This is a genomic window from Rhizobium sp. RU35A, from assembly GCF_900156005.1.
Classification (GTDB): domain Bacteria; phylum Pseudomonadota; class Alphaproteobacteria; order Rhizobiales; family Rhizobiaceae; genus Neorhizobium; species Neorhizobium straminoryzae.
In genome coordinates, this window is the sequence record NZ_FTMR01000001.1 from 1 (window position 1) to 14726 (window position 14726).

General features: G+C 63.3%; 29 protein-coding genes. 1 reads left to right on the top strand and 28 read right to left on the bottom strand.

Annotation, left to right across the window (positions count from 1 at the left end; genetic code table 11):
* From F3H95_RS00005 to F3H95_RS00115, 23 genes are all read right to left on the bottom strand, one after another.
* The coding region (locus F3H95_RS00005; protein WP_149744506.1) for a phage protein Gp27 family protein at positions 1 to 341 on the bottom strand (341 nt) is incomplete at its 3' end.
* Between the two features lie 3 nt (positions 342 to 344).
* Positions 345 to 641 (bottom strand): hypothetical protein, encoded by a 297-nt coding sequence (locus F3H95_RS00010; protein WP_149744507.1) that lies wholly within the window; start codon positions 639 to 641, stop codon positions 345 to 347.
* A complete protein-coding gene (locus F3H95_RS00015) occupies positions 638 to 967 on the bottom strand; it encodes a DUF2730 family protein (RefSeq protein ID WP_149744508.1) in 330 nt (109 codons plus the stop codon). The genes F3H95_RS00010 and F3H95_RS00015 overlap by 4 nt, the downstream gene beginning before the upstream one ends.
* Complete coding sequence (locus F3H95_RS00020; RefSeq protein WP_149744509.1) at positions 964 to 1188, bottom strand: TraR/DksA C4-type zinc finger protein; 225 nt, start codon at positions 1186 to 1188, stop codon at positions 964 to 966. Before F3H95_RS00020 ends, F3H95_RS00015 begins: the two co-directional genes overlap by 4 nt.
* Positions 1185 to 1385: a hypothetical protein gene (locus F3H95_RS00025; RefSeq protein ID WP_188134251.1), complete on the bottom strand. Its 201-nt coding sequence runs from the start codon at positions 1383 to 1385 to the stop codon at positions 1185 to 1187. Before F3H95_RS00025 ends, F3H95_RS00020 begins: the two co-directional genes overlap by 4 nt.
* Positions 1386 to 1398: 13 nt before the next feature.
* Positions 1399 to 1788, bottom strand: a complete 390-nt coding sequence (locus F3H95_RS00030; protein ID WP_149744510.1) for a hypothetical protein — start codon at positions 1786 to 1788, stop codon at positions 1399 to 1401.
* Positions 1785 to 2072 (bottom strand): NAD(P)+ transhydrogenase beta chain, encoded by a 288-nt coding sequence (locus tag F3H95_RS00035; RefSeq protein ID WP_188134252.1) that lies wholly within the window; start codon positions 2070 to 2072, stop codon positions 1785 to 1787. Before F3H95_RS00035 ends, F3H95_RS00030 begins: the two co-directional genes overlap by 4 nt.
* Positions 2073 to 2074: 2 nt before the next feature.
* The gene (locus F3H95_RS00040; RefSeq protein ID WP_149744511.1) at positions 2075 to 2815 is read right to left on the bottom strand and encodes a TIGR02594 family protein; all 741 of its coding nucleotides are present in this window, start codon (positions 2813 to 2815) and stop codon (positions 2075 to 2077) included.
* Between the two features lie 76 nt (positions 2816 to 2891).
* Positions 2892 to 3278: a hypothetical protein gene (locus F3H95_RS00045; RefSeq protein ID WP_149744512.1), complete on the bottom strand. Its 387-nt coding sequence runs from the start codon at positions 3276 to 3278 to the stop codon at positions 2892 to 2894.
* A complete protein-coding gene (locus F3H95_RS00050; protein WP_149744513.1) occupies positions 3275 to 3469 on the bottom strand; it encodes a hypothetical protein in 195 nt (64 codons plus the stop codon). Before F3H95_RS00050 ends, F3H95_RS00045 begins: the two co-directional genes overlap by 4 nt.
* On the bottom strand, positions 3466 to 3696 hold the full coding sequence (locus F3H95_RS00055; RefSeq protein WP_149744514.1) for a hypothetical protein: 231 nt from the start codon (positions 3694 to 3696) through the stop codon (positions 3466 to 3468). Before F3H95_RS00055 ends, F3H95_RS00050 begins: the two co-directional genes overlap by 4 nt.
* Entirely contained in the window at positions 3693 to 4331 is a 639-nt protein-coding gene (locus F3H95_RS00060) for a regulatory protein GemA (RefSeq protein WP_149744515.1), read from the bottom strand. Before F3H95_RS00060 ends, F3H95_RS00055 begins: the two co-directional genes overlap by 4 nt.
* Positions 4328 to 4909 carry a hypothetical protein gene (locus F3H95_RS00065; protein WP_149744516.1) on the bottom strand — a complete coding sequence of 194 codons (582 nt, stop codon included), beginning with the start codon at positions 4907 to 4909 and terminating at the stop codon, positions 4328 to 4330. The genes F3H95_RS00060 and F3H95_RS00065 overlap by 4 nt, the downstream gene beginning before the upstream one ends.
* The gene (locus F3H95_RS00070; RefSeq protein ID WP_149744517.1) at positions 4906 to 5187 is read right to left on the bottom strand and encodes a hypothetical protein; all 282 of its coding nucleotides are present in this window, start codon (positions 5185 to 5187) and stop codon (positions 4906 to 4908) included. The genes F3H95_RS00065 and F3H95_RS00070 overlap by 4 nt, the downstream gene beginning before the upstream one ends.
* A gap of 109 nt (positions 5188 to 5296) precedes the next feature.
* On the bottom strand, positions 5297 to 5500 hold the full coding sequence (locus F3H95_RS00075) for a hypothetical protein (RefSeq protein WP_149744518.1): 204 nt from the start codon (positions 5498 to 5500) through the stop codon (positions 5297 to 5299).
* On the bottom strand, positions 5497 to 5763 hold the full coding sequence (locus tag F3H95_RS00080) for a hypothetical protein (RefSeq protein WP_149744519.1): 267 nt from the start codon (positions 5761 to 5763) through the stop codon (positions 5497 to 5499). The genes F3H95_RS00075 and F3H95_RS00080 overlap by 4 nt, the downstream gene beginning before the upstream one ends.
* Positions 5764 to 5912: 149 nt before the next feature.
* Positions 5913 to 6569, bottom strand: a complete 657-nt coding sequence (locus F3H95_RS00085; RefSeq protein ID WP_149744520.1) for a DUF3164 family protein — start codon at positions 6567 to 6569, stop codon at positions 5913 to 5915.
* A 50-nt stretch (positions 6570 to 6619) separates the two neighbouring features.
* Positions 6620 to 6937, bottom strand: a complete 318-nt coding sequence (locus tag F3H95_RS00090) for a hypothetical protein (RefSeq protein WP_149744521.1) — start codon at positions 6935 to 6937, stop codon at positions 6620 to 6622.
* Positions 6934 to 7149, bottom strand: coding sequence for a hypothetical protein (locus tag F3H95_RS00095; protein ID WP_149744522.1), 216 nt, complete (start codon positions 7147 to 7149; stop codon positions 6934 to 6936). Before F3H95_RS00095 ends, F3H95_RS00090 begins: the two co-directional genes overlap by 4 nt.
* Entirely contained in the window at positions 7139 to 7546 is a 408-nt protein-coding gene (locus tag F3H95_RS00100; protein WP_244617831.1) for a transcriptional regulator, read from the bottom strand. Before F3H95_RS00100 ends, F3H95_RS00095 begins: the two co-directional genes overlap by 11 nt.
* On the bottom strand, positions 7546 to 8169 hold the full coding sequence (locus F3H95_RS00105) for a hypothetical protein (RefSeq protein WP_149744524.1): 624 nt from the start codon (positions 8167 to 8169) through the stop codon (positions 7546 to 7548). Before F3H95_RS00105 ends, F3H95_RS00100 begins: the two co-directional genes overlap by 1 nt.
* Positions 8169 to 8915, bottom strand: coding sequence for an ATP-binding protein (locus F3H95_RS00110; RefSeq protein WP_188134253.1), 747 nt, complete (start codon positions 8913 to 8915; stop codon positions 8169 to 8171). Before F3H95_RS00110 ends, F3H95_RS00105 begins: the two co-directional genes overlap by 1 nt.
* 74 nt (positions 8916 to 8989) lie before the next feature.
* The gene (locus F3H95_RS00115; protein ID WP_149744526.1) at positions 8990 to 11191 is read right to left on the bottom strand and encodes a DDE-type integrase/transposase/recombinase; all 2202 of its coding nucleotides are present in this window, start codon (positions 11189 to 11191) and stop codon (positions 8990 to 8992) included.
* Positions 11192 to 11721: 530 nt separating this feature from the next.
* On the opposite strand from F3H95_RS00115, the gene F3H95_RS00125 reads away from it, so the two are divergent.
* Entirely contained in the window at positions 11722 to 12117 is a 396-nt protein-coding gene (locus F3H95_RS00125; RefSeq protein ID WP_149744528.1) for a hypothetical protein, read from the top strand.
* A 24-nt stretch (positions 12118 to 12141) separates the two neighbouring features.
* Here F3H95_RS00125 and F3H95_RS00130 read toward each other — a convergent pair whose 3' ends face one another.
* Genes F3H95_RS00130 through F3H95_RS00150 form a run of 5 tightly spaced genes read right to left on the bottom strand, consistent with a single transcriptional unit; the run spans position 12142 to position 14600 of the window.
* Positions 12142 to 12345 carry a hypothetical protein gene (locus F3H95_RS00130; protein WP_149744529.1) on the bottom strand — a complete coding sequence of 68 codons (204 nt, stop codon included), beginning with the start codon at positions 12343 to 12345 and terminating at the stop codon, positions 12142 to 12144.
* The gene (locus F3H95_RS00135) at positions 12345 to 12947 is read right to left on the bottom strand and encodes a hypothetical protein (protein WP_149744530.1); all 603 of its coding nucleotides are present in this window, start codon (positions 12945 to 12947) and stop codon (positions 12345 to 12347) included. Before F3H95_RS00135 ends, F3H95_RS00130 begins: the two co-directional genes overlap by 1 nt.
* On the bottom strand, positions 12944 to 13405 hold the full coding sequence (locus F3H95_RS00140; protein WP_149744531.1) for a hypothetical protein: 462 nt from the start codon (positions 13403 to 13405) through the stop codon (positions 12944 to 12946). The genes F3H95_RS00135 and F3H95_RS00140 overlap by 4 nt, the downstream gene beginning before the upstream one ends.
* Positions 13405 to 14298 carry a ParB N-terminal domain-containing protein gene (locus F3H95_RS00145; protein ID WP_149744532.1) on the bottom strand — a complete coding sequence of 298 codons (894 nt, stop codon included), beginning with the start codon at positions 14296 to 14298 and terminating at the stop codon, positions 13405 to 13407. The genes F3H95_RS00140 and F3H95_RS00145 overlap by 1 nt, the downstream gene beginning before the upstream one ends.
* Positions 14295 to 14600, bottom strand: coding sequence for a helix-turn-helix domain-containing protein (locus F3H95_RS00150; RefSeq protein WP_149744533.1), 306 nt, complete (start codon positions 14598 to 14600; stop codon positions 14295 to 14297). The genes F3H95_RS00145 and F3H95_RS00150 overlap by 4 nt, the downstream gene beginning before the upstream one ends.
* Between the last annotated feature and the right edge of the window lie 126 nt (positions 14601 to 14726).

Below are 14726 nucleotides of genomic sequence, written 5' to 3' on the forward strand. Positions count from 1 at the left end.
TCCTCGTCGAGAAGTTCGTCCAGCAGCGTCTTCAGGAATTCGCCGAGCACCAGGTCGGCATTGCCGACTTCTTCCGGCGTCAGGCGTTCGGCGATGCCGGCGTAGATGTGCCGGCGCTCTTCCAGCTGCATCGTCCGCTTCGCAAGACGCATGGATTTCCGATTGAAGGCCGAGCGGGAAATCGTCTCCAGCCCCTTGGCTTCAAGGCGGTCGTTCAGTTCGAACAGGATGTCGGCCTGCGTGCGCTCGCGCCTGTTCAGTTCGGCGAGCGCCCAGAGCAGGTCGTCGCGAGCCTCATCCGGCAACAGGTCGAGGCTGGAAAGGCGTCCACGTCCGGCCATGGCTCAAACCTGCCCCGGACGCTGGATGCCGGCGATGCAGATCCGACCGGATAGATGCAGTTCGCCCCGTTCGGATAACCTCGCGATCTTGACCGATCCAGCCGGCAACACGTCGACGGCCGAGAGATCGGAAAGATACTGGAACTGGGCCTCGACCCATTCGCGCGGCTTGTCGATCAACAGGAAGTCCAGCAGAAACCGGCGCACGGCTTCCGAGGTCAGCGCCTTGTTGGGCTGTTTCGCCAGTTCCTTCAGGATGGTAAGGCGCGCTTCTTCCTGAATGATGCTTTCGATGCTCATTTCTGGGCCTGCTCCAGCAAGAACTCTTGAAGTCGGCCGCTTGTCGCGGCGATGGGTTTGAGGCGTTCGTCCAGCGTGTCGAGGCGCCCGGAAATGTTGGCGAGCGCCAGCTCAAGTTTGTGGGCGGTCTCCCGGTCCGGAAGATGTTTCAGCTCTCCCTCGATCGCCTGGATGCGGCGATCATGCTCGACAAGCTTCTTCTCGTTGGCATCGACCTGCGCAATCAGCGTCTTTTCGCCCGATGAGAAATAGCCTTTGGCGTGGCCGAGAAGTGCGATGAGACCGAGCACGAGGCTGACATAAGGGAGCATTTCTTGCGGGGTCATTTCAGGTAGGCTTCCTTCTCGACGTCTATCTGGCACTCCAGACACCGGGTGGCTGCGGGATAGACGCGCTTGCGCGCGGCCGAAATGGTTGCGCCGCAATCGACACACTCGCACGTGCCCCGTTGCCTGAGCGCATCTGACGCTGCGATGACGCCCGCCTCGCGTTCCTGCTCGGCGCGCTCGGCCGCCAGATCCAGCGCACGGTTTCCGCCGAAGTTCATGGAGCGCCTCCCGTGGAATCGATGGCGGCCACAGCGGCGGCGCGCTTCTGGTCGCAGATCCTCAGTTCGCCGCGGTCGCGCCCCCAGGCGCTGGTTGCCTCTGCCTCCGACAGCCGGCGGTCAGGCAGCGCAAGAGGAGGGGCGCAGGGAATGCGCGCCTCTGCCGGCACGGATACGCGCGTTTGCTGGAGCTGCACCACGGGCACCTCCCTAACGCTTGTTGAGCAGGCGGACGCGCTCGCGGCTGAGGCCGCCAGCAGCATCCTCAGGAAGCGCTGCATTTGCTGTCTCCAGTTGATCCTGTGCCATCCGTTCGGCTTCGCGGGCGGCGGATATCTCGCTGTTGAGTTTCATGGCCTGGTTGGCCTGGGCCGCCTCGGCGAGTGCCGCCTTGACGTTGGCCTCCGCGATCTGGCCCTTCCAGTGCGCGTCCCGCTCCGCAACGGCTGCGGCAACGCGATCGACAATGATGGCGCCCAGCATGTCGGCAGCCTTGTAGCCAACGAGAGTGGCGCCGAGGGCAAGCCCGGCGCCGATGGCAAACACCACACCCACCTTGACCAGAGGCGCTGCAGCGCGAGCAAGCAGGGCCTCGATCATGATGCACCTCCGGCCGGGTCTGCGCGGGAATCGTAGGGGGGAGCGGATGGCGGTGCGGGTGCGGGAGTATCGCGGCTTGCCCGGTAGTCCATCGAGCCGGTGACACGATGGATGCCGAGCATGGAGACGATGAGCGCCACCATGCTGGGCACGGCGATCGTGCCGAACTCGACGGCCTGGCCGTTATAGGCCGCGCCGATCGACAGGATCAGGATCACGGCCCAGGCCATGGCCTGGGAAAGCCAGAGCGATTGTTTGGACGTCGAATAGGTCGGCCGGCTCATGATCAAGCCTCGTTGCTGGATACAGGCACGCCGGCCGTCGTCAGCACCACGCGGCCGCGCATCGTGGGCTCGACCGTCTTCGGCCATCGCACGGCCTGCAGGCGGCCGCGCTCGATGCGCGTGATGGTGACACTGTTGTTCTGATTGCCGCCCAGCACATGCAGATGCGTGGCATCCTCGCCGACATAAAGGCCGACATGTCCACCGCCAGGACGCACAAAGGTCAGGATCGCGCCCGGCTCCGGGATCTTCAGCTCGCGCCCGAACTTGCTCCAGTTCAGTGCTCCGAGCGGATTGGCCGGCAGCGCCTCGGACGGCAGCGTCGTGGCGATGACATTGGCGACGAAAAGCCCGCACCAGGCGGTGTCATCATTCTTGTACCAGGATGCGACCCAGCCACCGAGCGCCTTTGCCCAGCCGATGATAACGGGATTGGACTGAGGCCCCGGCACCTCGGCGATGCCCATCAGGCGGCGGGCTTCGCGCATCCAGATCGGTTCGGCCGGAATGGGAATACTCTTGCCGGGCATGGCGATCACTGAGGCCGATCGACCACCGCCATCCTTGTCACGACGCAGCGCGTTCACGGTTGCCTCGTCGGCGAGCCCGGTCGACTTCAGGCCTTCAGCAGCCTGAAACCGCTTGAGACCCTCGATCATCTCGCGGCCGGGTACCCCATCGACCACCCCGGCGTAGAAGCCATGGGCGCGCAACCGTATGATAACCCACTGGTCGAATGTCATGACTGGCCCCGCTGCTCATCGTTGGGGCGACTTTCGCGTGGGGGAGAGTTTCAAAACAGCCGCAAGGGCTTGTGGGTCAGCCAAACAGGTCCAGCTGGCGGGCTTCGCCCTCGGCCAGCCATTTGCGCACGGTCACGTCGGTGACATGCAGATGGCGCGCGATCTCGTTGATCGTCATGCCCTTATTATACTTGAAATGCGCGGCGATAAAGGGCTTGCCGGTGGGCACCCGGAAACCTCCCGCGCCGATATGACGAGCCAGCGCAACCGTGGCGTCGCGACCGATCTGCTGCGCCACCGGAGACCTGTCCTGCGGTTTTTCCGAGAGATAGGCATAGGAGCCACCGAACGCCAGCAGGAACTGCACGGTCTTGTCGATGCCGATCGCCGTCACATAGGGCTGGATATGGGCCGGCACGCGGATCTCGCTCTGCGCGCGCTCGGGCCGGGCCGTCTTGCTCATCGCATCTTTCCGATGTCGAGTTTCTGTTCCATCTGGATCTGCAGCGCGGTCAGCCGCGCCAGCTCCTGTTCGCGGCGGATGCGCGTGCGTGCCGGCACGCCACCCAGCCGAAGCTGCCGCTGCAACACCTGGCGACGGCGCTGGATCTCCAGCAATTCCATCCTGTCCAGGAGCGGCAGCGGCACGGTCATCCGTCCCACCCAGTCCAGTTTTGATCGGTGGCTCGCCGTTGGATTGCGACGACGTCGTTGTGCCATTTCGCGAGCAACGTTTCTTCAGGCTTTCCAGCACGCTCCTGCATTGCCCGCTGAAGGACGCTCATCAGCAGCCACGCCTGCTGATGGCTATGGAAGTAGATGCCGGCACTGATCTGGAAGTTGCGGCTGGTCGGTTGTCCGTAAAGATGCCGCTCGATCACTTTGCCCCCTTCCGGGCACGCACGCGGCGCCCCAGCGCGTTCATCACCATCTGCCATTCCTTCGGCTTCAGGTCCGCAAGCCAGACTGCTTGGCGGCCGACAATCGCTGACACCTCGGCGTCAAATCCCTTGCGCACCATCAGGTTGGCCTCGGGATGCAGGATCTTCCATTGCGCCCAGGCAATCTTGGCACCATCACCGGCCAGCCACTCCTGGCCATTGGTGTTGCCGAACATCACGCCGGCCTCGCGCTTCAGCCAGGCCTTCAGCGCCTCGATCGCAGAGGTGGCGTCGTCCGTCTGATGCAGGAAACGCACGTGATCGAGCCCTGTCTGGGCCTTGACGAAGGCCAGCATGGCGCTGTCGCGCCGATCGTGAATGACGCCCAGGTTATAGCCGGCGATCCACAGCGCCTGCAGGCGCTTGGCATACTTGCCGCTGATCGCCTTGCTCGGCGATGTGGCCGGATCGAAACCCTCGCGGCGGAGGGTCTCGATCACCTTCTGTCGTTCCGGTTCGGTCATCGCACGCAGAGACGACTTGCCGGTGATGACCTGAAGCTTTGCCCGGTAGGTATCCTCGTCCAGGCCGAGCTTGGTTCTGGCAATATTGATGAGCGTGGTGGAGGAGGTCATTCGCAACCCTCCCGCCGAACCAGCAGGCGAATTTCTTCGGCGTAATGCAAACCGTCTAAATTCCCGTCCTGCCTTGGGGCGAGAACTTTGCCCTTGTCGGTTTGCTTGATGACATGAAGCTCGATCAGCTGAGCGGCGGTCAGGAGGCCATTGGTATAGCCGTCGTTAGAGCCAACGACGTTCGAATGAGGCGATGGGGCTAGATGGACCGCATAAACCCCGTCGGGCTGCCAGTTGCAAGAGACCACCCGCGGCATCTCATTCTCGTTGCCCGGCTTAGACCGCGCGAACTCTATGACCGCTACGGGTTCCACATGTGTTGAGGGTGGCGGGAAAATCAGCGGCACGATGGCGCGAGCTTCGTAGTCTGCTTGCGCGGCTTTCCGTGCCGCGGATTGGGTCTGGAACCCGTCGAGATGCGTCATGCAATCGGCACCCGGGTAGGACAACGTCCAGTTTCCGGGCGTGCCCTTGACGCTGTAGAACCGATCAATCCCGAAGGCGCCGGCGTAGATGACCGGGACTTCTGCAGATTGCCCGCGAACGATCCAATCCAACGTTTTAAAGCTCACAGTCATTCCCTTTCCTCCCGCATGTCGGCGATCTGTAGCGGCGGCGCCGGCAGAGCCAATGTCATCGCCTTTTCAGTCTTATGCTTTGGCGTCGGCTTGGCCTTGCGGCGCTGCTCGATCGTGATGTCGGAAAGCGTCTGCAGAAGATGGCCAAGGGCGTAAGGGTCGCGGACGCTGATCTCGATCTTCAGGATCGTCTCGGCCGCACCCTTGGTGCTGCCCTTGGTAGCGCTCGAATAGCTCTTCAGCTGAGCCTCGTCCGGGGTCCAGTAGATGCCGGTCATTTCCAACTCCTCTGGATGGCCCGGCACTGGCCGGCATCCACCACGAAATTCGTTCCGGTGATGATGAGGCCCACCGTCAGCAGGCCCAGCAGGCAATAGCCTCCATAGGTCATTTCATCCCCCTGTCGATCTGGCGGGCGAGCGTGGTCAGGTTGATGTCGGCCATCAGGATGGCGCGGTCGTCATCGAGCGCGACGACGCGGGCATAGTTCCCGTCCTCGGCGCTGATGACGACGTATCCATCGGCGCGGAACTCCTGGACGAGCAGCGCCTCGATGCGATCGGCACGCGGCATGTCTTCCGGCAGGATCATGGCACGCCTGCCTCTGCAGCCGCCGCCGCTGTTGCGGCCGCTGCGGCCAGGTCGTTGAGGTATCCCACGACAAACTTGCTGCCGGAGGGGCAAGGTGATGACACCGTGATCTCCTCGTTCGCGGTGACGAACTCGGCTCCGCAGGCGAAGGTGGCGCTGGCGAAGGCGATGCCGCCTCCGCCACAAACGATCGGCCGCTTGCACACCGGGCATTCCGACAGCGCGACTAGCGTCTTGATGCGATGGGTGGGGAGCAAGGTCATGCTACCACCCCTCCGATTGCGATCAGGGCAGTCAGGAGAAACCAGCGCCATCCTGTCCGATCGGTTGCGGCCAGATATCCAGCCACGAGAACCATGACGACGGCAGCTAGTGCGCAAAGAACCTTGGCAATATCCATGACCATCGCCCCTCACGCCTTGGCCAGATCGATGGTGATGGCCTGCCACTGGCCATCCGGCTTCTCGCGCGTGTAGAAGCGCACGTACTCTTTCGAGCCCGTCACGCGCATGGCATCACGGATGGCATCCATGGCCCGCATCCACCGTTCGTCCTCGATCGAGTGGCGCAGCAGCATGAAGATCTTCGCGCGGTTGATCTTGCCCTCCTTGTCGGTGTCGAAGGCATCGCTGACCAGCGTCTGGATCTCCGGCCGGCTGTCGGCCGACCACTCGTTCAGGCACTCGTCCACCAGCCGCTTGGCGATCTGCAGCTCCGGCCCGAAATCGATCTGGTCGGCCACCTGCACCTGCACCTTCATCAGGCCGTCAAAGGTCTGGTAGGTGCGGTTGCCCTTGGCGCCGCCGATCTTGGCGCCATATTCCTGGGCAAGCAGCGCATCGAAGGTGCCGAGATCCACCATGGTGTGATTGCGGAAGCGGGCGATCTGGGCGTTAAGATCAAGCGCAAACGCCATGATCTTGCGGACTGTCTCGTCCTCCAGCTTGTGCTGCGGCTTTACCATCTCGGCCCGCACCAGATTGCCCTTGGAATCGGGGATGTATTCGCGACCGTTGATGACGACGACGCCATCGGTACGCTCGGTCTCTTCAATGATTACGGCTTGCATGTTCGTGATCCTGTCTGGGAATGGGGTTCAAAGCGGCTTCAAAGACCTGTTCAGGCAGGTCCGTTGACGGGCTGCTGTGGGCGCCGGATGAAGGGCACCACGTTGCTCTCCTCGCCCCGGAAGGCCGCCAGAACGGCCGCACCGCGGCCGTTGACCAGCACGCGGCAATCGAGGGCGGCGCGCTCCAGGCGCGAGGTTTCCGAGAGCTGCAGTTCCATCGTGCGGGCCATCCGCGCGAACTGGCTGAAGGCGCTGATGGTCTCTTCCAGGTGTTCGCCGGCCAGCACCATTCCGCCGTGGCGGGCGTCTGCCAGGCGGTTACGGGCCTGAAGCAGCATGTCGGACAGTTTTTCGAAATCCTCGGTCATCGGGACAATCCTCCGATCTGAATGGTTGGGGCGGCGATCAGCATTCCGTCGAGCGCGACATGGGGCCGCCCCGAGGCGATCTCGATCCGCTCCTCCAGATTGCGCGCCTCGATCTCGAAGGCGCGCAGGGACAACAGCAGGCCGGCCGTATCTTCCGGCAGGCCATGGGTTCGCACGCGCTGGTGCAACTCGCGCAGGGCGTCAGAAAGCATCAGGGTCTCCTTTCGTGATCCGGGAATGCGGGCAGCTGGCGCGGCAGGCGCGATACATGGCCACGCGATGCGACGAGGTCGGCGCATAGGGCTTGGCCTGCCAGTCCAGGCAGACATTGCGGGCGATGTCGCCCAGCGCCGGGCATGGCACCGTTTCGGCCATCAGTGCGCCGCGCACCATCTGCTCGACGCGGGCGATATCGCCCCGGTAGGTGTTGGACAGCACGCTGCTGACGACGCCGGCCGAGTAGTCGATCCGTCTGGCGACGGCCGACTGGCTGGTCGATCGGCAGGCTTCCGCCAGGACCGCCACCCAATCCGGCATGGCGTCTCCCCAGCATGAGGTGGCGCGATCGAGGGCATCGCCGGCCGTGCGGCCGGCTTGAGGTCCGCGCATCATTGGCTTTCCTCCTCCTCGGCGATCACATCGCCAAACACCTGGTTGCGGTTGGGATCGAAGACGAGACGGGCGCGCATGCGGCGCGGCGGGCGTGGCCCGGTATTGGCCGAGCCCTTCAGCACGTAGACATTGCGGGTCTCGCCGCGCTTTCCGACCCTCTGGATGACGAGCAGGCCGGCATTCTTCAGCAGGAGGCAGTATTGCTTGGCCGTGTTGCGGGCGATGATGGCACCCTCGGTGCTGGCATCGATCGCCAGTTCGTCCACGGTGAAGCCTTGCCTCCGCCGCCGCATGACGTTCCACATGGCCTGCTGGCGCTTGCCGACATTGCTGTCGGACCCGTCCTCGGCGATGACAGGGCAATAGCTCCGCCGTTTGACCAGGACATAGGTCCTGGCACTCTCATCCGTCGGCTGCCGCTCGATATAGCCGGCCTCTTCCAGCTTGCGCAGGAACTGGCCGAGATACTTCTCGTGGTAGGGTTCCGAGGCCCCGTCGAGGTCCGCATAGGTGAAGGCACCGCCATCGCGCGTGCGCTCCAGGATCTCGGCCCACCAGAAGGCGCTGCCATTACGCAGCGGGCGGGCGCCCTTGATGTCCAGTCGCACCTGCATCCGCATCAGCGAGCCCTCCGGGGTGCCTGACCCGTGAAGAAGGTTCCGCCATAGGTCTGCAGGTCGATCGAGGTCAGCCCGTTTGCCGTGGCGAACTGGCCGATCTCGGCCAGCGATGTGACGACGCGGGAGGCCACGCCGCGCGTTTTCGCCACCACCTCGGTTAGAAGGTCCTCGCCGATCGTCAGGCGCGGGTGATAGATTCGGGCGAGCTTCTGCGCATCGTCGAGGTCGGCCGGGTTTGCCATCCCGAAGGCAGTCACGCGGTTCTCGCACCGCTCGTAGCGGGCAAGCTTTTGCGGCAGCTGCTCTTCGCCGACCAGCAGAACGGGGATGCGCGCACCCTTGTAGATGTCGCGCACATACTCGATCATGTGCTTGTCGATCAGCTTGTCGGCCTCGTCGATGATCAGCAGGCGGTTTGGATCGTCCTGCAGGCGCCGCAGGATCTCGCGCATCATGGTCGCGATGCTGCCCCGCGGTTGCGACACGCCCAGCTCTTCAAGCAGCAGCTCGCAAAATGTCCGGCGCGTCCAGAACTCGAAGACTTCGAGGTAGATCGCGTTGGTCTTGTTCTGGATGTAGGTCGAGGCCTTGGACTTGCCGTAGCCGGACGGCCCGTAGAACAGGCCAAGACCATCCACGCCGGCCGGCCGTTCAATGATCTTGTAGGCGACGGACATGCCCGTCGCGACGTTCTTGAGCGGCGCCCAGCTCCCGGCGGCTGCGTGTGGATTGACATTTGTGTTCATGGAATTCATCATCCCTCTCGATTTTCGTATTCCCGAAGCCTGCCGGTTGCCGCCTGCAGGCTTCGCCTTTTCGGTCAGGGCCGCCCCGGCGCGGTTTCGCCAGGCTCGATCCCGAAGTCGTCGTGCATTGCCTTCTGCGCCTTGAATTCGGCGCTCTGCTCGTAGTGTCCTGCCCAGTAGGCCTCCTCTTCAGTGACAATGGCGCCCGCCAGCCGGCGCCGGTTGAAATCCAGCCAGCGGCGGAATTTCTGTGCCGGCGTGGCGGCGGTGCGGATGGGTGTGACGTTCTGGCCGGATGCCTGCGGGGTCAGCTCGGCCAGGATCTCGGCATGGATCTGGTCGCGGCGCTGGTCGGCCTCGGCGAAGACGGCAGGCAGATCGGACGGCGATCGAACATCCAGAGCGGCGGCAATCTGCGGCGTGGTGTGCTGCTCTTCGCGCTTGGGCAGCGGGATCACGTTCGGGAGGTCGCGGGCAGCCACCTGCAGAGCCTTGTCGATCAGCGATGGACCGCTGGTGATCTTCTTGATTTCCGCCTTGATCGGATCGACGCGCTCCTTCATGAGCTGCGCGTTCATCTCCTTGCGTGCCTTTTCGAAGGTTTGCGGATGGATGCCGCGAAGTTCCGGGCAGATGGCTTCACCGAGGTATTCGGACTGATCCACGCTGAAGACATGGGCGCGGCCGGCATCGTTCGGATCCATGCGGACAAAGACCACCGAGCCGGCATCGAGCGCCGCCGAGCGATAGTAATTGTGCTGGATCCGGATGCCGAACTTGGTGACATGGCACTGCCCGTTCTTGCGGGCGACCGGCATCAGCAGCACATCGAGAGCCCGCTCATCCACGGTGCGGATTGCCTGGGCAGACGCCGCAGCGACCTGGAACGGCGTGCGCCGGTTGAGGCCCTCATGCTCCCGGTGCTGGTAGACATCCTCGCACCAGCGGTCTGACCGCTCCTGGAATTCGGCTGCCGTGTACTGCACGTTGAAGGCGTCGGCCGTGTCCTGGCCCAGCCGATCGGCAAAGGACTTGCGGTCCTCGATCGCCTTCCTGTCCGACACCGAATGGCCGACATAGCCGGGCAGCAGTGTGACGAAGGAATGCTGCCAGGTCTTGATCGCCCTCTCGACATGGCCCTTCTGTGCCGGGCTGTAGGCATCGGACGGATCGGCTTCGATGCCGAGCGCCGTAAACAGGCGCTGGGTTTCCTTTGCGACGAAATCGGAACCGTTGTCCGTCTTGATGACCTGAGGCGTGCCCCAGGCCAGAATGGCCTTGCGGATCAGCAGGCCCACGGCGGCTGCGCGCGGGGTCTTGGAGATGTAGGTGACCATGCGCCGGGTGGCGATGTCGATGCAGACATAGACCGAGTGACGGCCATCCGTGCACAGCGCATCCACCGGCGAGGCGTCGATCTGCCACAGCGCGTTCGGCGCCGTGATATCCGAATACATGCCCCGTCCGGCCGGCAGCATCGTCGAGCGAAACTTGTCGGGATTGGTGAGCTTGAGCAGCTCGGTCTTGTGCGTCTCCTTTAGCTCCTTCAGGTAAAGCTGAAAGGTGCGGATCTTTGGCATTGGAACGATGCAGGAAAGCCCCTTTGAAACCACGTTCAAAGTGTCTCCGAAGTCGGCGCGGATCTGCGTCCGGACCGCGTCGGCGGAGAGATGCGGCTGGGTGGCAATCAGCCCGAGGATGCGCAGGCGAACGTTTCCGCCATTGGCGGTTTCCAGGATGCCGGATCCGGCGCGGGCCTTGGACCGATCGACGGCCAGCGCATCGGTCTTGCCCAGGCGCTTGATGCTCAGCCAGCGCCACAGCGTGCGCCGGGAGACCTTCGGAATCGTTTCCTTGACCCAGTCCTCCACCTTGATGAAGCCCATCTGGTATCGGTCGCAGAAGATTTGGACCGCGCCTTGCTTGTTGAGATTGAGCCCGCGCGAGAAGGTCTCGAAGGCGGCAATGACAGCCAGGCGTGCGTCACGCTCGACGCCGGCCTTGCCGGAAATCACGGGAGCGGAGGCGACCGGCTCGTCGGCGGTGTCAGGCTGACCCACCACCATGTAGCGCTGCACATGCGCGACCTGGGCCAGCGTCGGCAGGATGCGGTAATGATACTCCATGCCGCCACCGCGACCGCGACGCGGCCGGGCATAAGCAGGATTGCTGTCCCATGCGCTGCGGTCCGCCAGCAGGTTGACCCCGCGTTTCGTGTTGGGGACGTCTGGCAGTGCTTCCGCTGCGATTTCCTCGGCTGTCAGCCACTCTTTCATGATCACTTCTCTTCGCTCAGTTGGGGCAACAGCAAAGCAAGGTGGGCGGTTGGCAAAACTCGGATGTTGAACTCCAGGCCACCTCCACGTCCCGTGCGAGGCCGCGCGAGACGCGGAGAAGCGCTCCAGTTTTCTCGATCGGCCATCCTGAGGACGCCGCTTTCCGTGGAAGGCATTCCACTCAGTCGAAGTGCCGCGATCTCGCGTGCTGTCAGCCACTCTTTCATGTGCGTCCTCGTGTGTGTCTGATCTGCAGGCCTGCCACGGCGGGGGTGATATGGCCGGCCTGCAGGCATCGGGCGCCGGACGCGGTACCGGATCGGCGCACGAAGGAGAGAATGGGGAAAGGCAGCGCGCTCACCGTGTGGGAGGCCACAGGAGCGCGCTCTGCCCTCAAGCCGTTGCTGCGAGAGCAGGTGAAGGGAATGACGGAGGAAAAATTCCTGCTAGGGTTGCGGTGCCGGAGGGCGGGGGAACGCCCTCCGGCACCTGTCATCACCCCGAGAAACGAGCACGGAGGGACGATCCTGATGGATGAAGAGGAATTTCGGCAGCGCTTGGATGAACTTGATGTTGATCTTACCGGAACACATGCAATGGCCGCAGGTTCGTTCTGGCCTTCGACGGCGATTGCCTGCGCGCTGATCGAAAAGGGAGTTATCGACAAAATCACGCTGCTGAAGATTGTCGATACTCTCATGGCGACGGCCTCCGCTTTCGCAGTGACGCAAGAAACCGATCCACAATATTCTGCGCATTCGCTTGAAGTTTTTCGCCGTCACCTGGAACAGATGCAACTTCAGCCCGGAAACGTACTGAATGAGCTTGCCCAAATTGAGCGAGGTGCGGCGGCAGAAGCGGCGCGATACCACCAGTTGCTGAAGAAGCAACGTCGCGAAGATCGCAAAGGCGATCCGTCACCATGAGCTTTTGACGTGCGCGCCGACCCTTCATGACCGCAGCCCCGCCCAAACGAGGAGGATGATGGTAGCCAGCGCGATGACTGCCGCTCCACCGGCGAGGGTCATGGCCTGCGGGCCACGCCGTAGGTTGACGCGCGCAAAAGCGGCGAGCGAAAGCAGGCTGACGCTGATCCAGAAGATCAGCAGCAACATCGCCACATGCACAGGCGTGATGGTGGACAGCACGGCCATCAGGCAGCCCTTTCCATTTCGGCAGCCAGATCGCGCAGGATGCCGACCACGATCGTGGTGGCATGACGGCGGGCATTCGCCTCGAATTCCGCGACCAGCTGGTCGAGCATCTTGCCGCTGACACTGCGCAGCGTATCGGTCATCGGCGCGATGGGTGCGTCCTCGGCCGGGAAGTCCGGTCCGAAGAAGGGCTTTGACGGTGCGGGCTCGCTCGGCGCCGACGGTGCGGTGTCGGCTTCCATCGAGCGGATGATGTCGGTCTCCAGGACGTCAAGGACCGGATCATCAGCCTCCGGTACCACCGGTGCAGTCACCGGCTCCCCGTCGCTGGCGATCTGGGCAACCTCGTCGCGCTTGTCCTCGGTGGTTGCCAGAGGGCGCGGAATGAGACCTTTTTCGACCTTGCTGATCCACTCGCTCATTTCGGGCTTCGTCGGCTTGGCGTGCCCGACGTATTCCATGTCCCGGCAGAAGCCGAGATAGATGGCATGGGTGCCAAACTGGCGATTCTTTGCTTTGTCCCAGGCAGCCTGCAGACCGGGCAGCGCATAGCGCGGCAGGCGGTCGAAGTAGTTCAGTTCCTTGGCATTCGCGACATTCATCGTTTCGCCCTCCATTCGGCGTCAGCGGCTTTCTCTTCTCGCTCCAGCTGCTCGCGCAGCTCTCTGGCGCGCTCCCTTTTCAGGAGCGCCTCGTACTTGCGGGGGATGGCGATCAGCCCGGCTTCTTCGAGCAGCACATTGAGCGCGCGGGGATCGCCGGTGACCGCGACCAGCGCGGCAAGCCGCACGGCCGAGATCTGGTTCTGTTCCTTGGCCTGGCTCGTGTAGGCATCGAGCGTGGCCTTGGAGACGGGGGACTTGCTGATCTCGGACATGGCGACGGCGATCTGCTCGCGCGTCATGCCGCTGTCCTCGATCGTCAGCGCAATCGCCTTTGAAAGCCGGCCCGCCAAAGACCAGGCGCGCACCTCGTCATCCGCAAAGCGGTCAACGACAGGAGCCGGCTGGTATTCGCGGAACAGATCGACCGTGAAGGCATCGCGCTTGCGGGGTGGCATCAGCGATGACCTCGCTTGGCCTTCCACCGGTCGATGGCGGGCGCCTGCAGGTCAAAGAACCGGTCCTGCTCGGCCTCCTGGAGCCGGCCGAACTTGTCGGACATACGCTCCCACCGGCTGCGCTCGGTCTGTATGCGCCCATCGATGCGGGCAAGCGCCTGCTCGACGCTCTGGACCGCATTCGAGAGGATCAGGTCGATCACCTGCACCTGCCGATCGGCCTCCTTGACGCCGCCCAGCGCATAGAGTTCGCCCTCCAGGCGGGCTAGGGCATGCAGGGCAATGCGATCACGCTGCAGGGAGGGGATCGAGGCGATGCGCAGGGCACGGAACACAGCCGCACGCGAGATGCCAAGGAAGGACTGCGCCGCCTCGGAGAAGCTGGCGGCGAAGCTCTCGCTCGCCTGCATCAGCGCCTCATCGGAATTGAGTCTAAAGTTTAGACTCAATTCGGCGGGTTTCGGTCCGGGCTTCAGCGCCGGCTGTGCGGCGCGATAGATCGAGCACCAGTCGGCAATCGCGACGCTGCGATCGAGCGCCGTCAGACCGACCCGGTGCATGTTTTCCGAGATAGAACGGAGCCGCAGCTCGCTCTCGGATGCGAATTCGGAGGCGGTGCGCACCAGGGCGCGGATGGTGGCCTGACCGGCGAGGCGGATTGCTTCAAGGCGCAGGCGACCGAACACAAGCCGGTAACGCCCCTCGGTGGCAATGACTTCGATGGCCTGCAACTGGCCGCGAACGGCCATGTCCTCCGCCATCGCCCGAACGGCGATATCGGCATGTTTGCGATGATCAGCAGCAATGTCGACGAGCGCGACGGAGATCTCGAATTCGAGATGGGCCGGCTGGGCGCTGTCTACGGAAGCGGGATGAGCAGCCAGCGCGGTCATGCAACGCTCCGCGCACTGTCAGTTGATCCTGCGCGTTTTTGGCTGGCCTTCGCTTTGCCCTTGCTGGTAGTCTCGCCAGCATCATGACGGCCCAGCGTGTAGCTGTCCGGAAACATCTCGCGAAACGGAATGCCCAGGGCTGCGGCGATTGCCTCAGCCCCAGGGCGACTGGCTCCGATGATGCCGGCACGGCACGCGCTGTCGTAAAGGCCAGCATCGCGGGCGATACCCGTCAAAGTCTTGTTTTGACGAAGTAGCTCCGCCTTGATGGCCGCGCGATCCCACTTCCGAGTGGTCGTCATGGTTGCTCCCTGTTTTCTGACCTCTGCAAAAGGTCGGTTCGGTTGGAGTAAGGCGTTTCAACAGTGTGGTGACTGTGTTGCAGCGATTTTAGCCGAATTTATGCGGCCTGCAACGAATAAATTCGT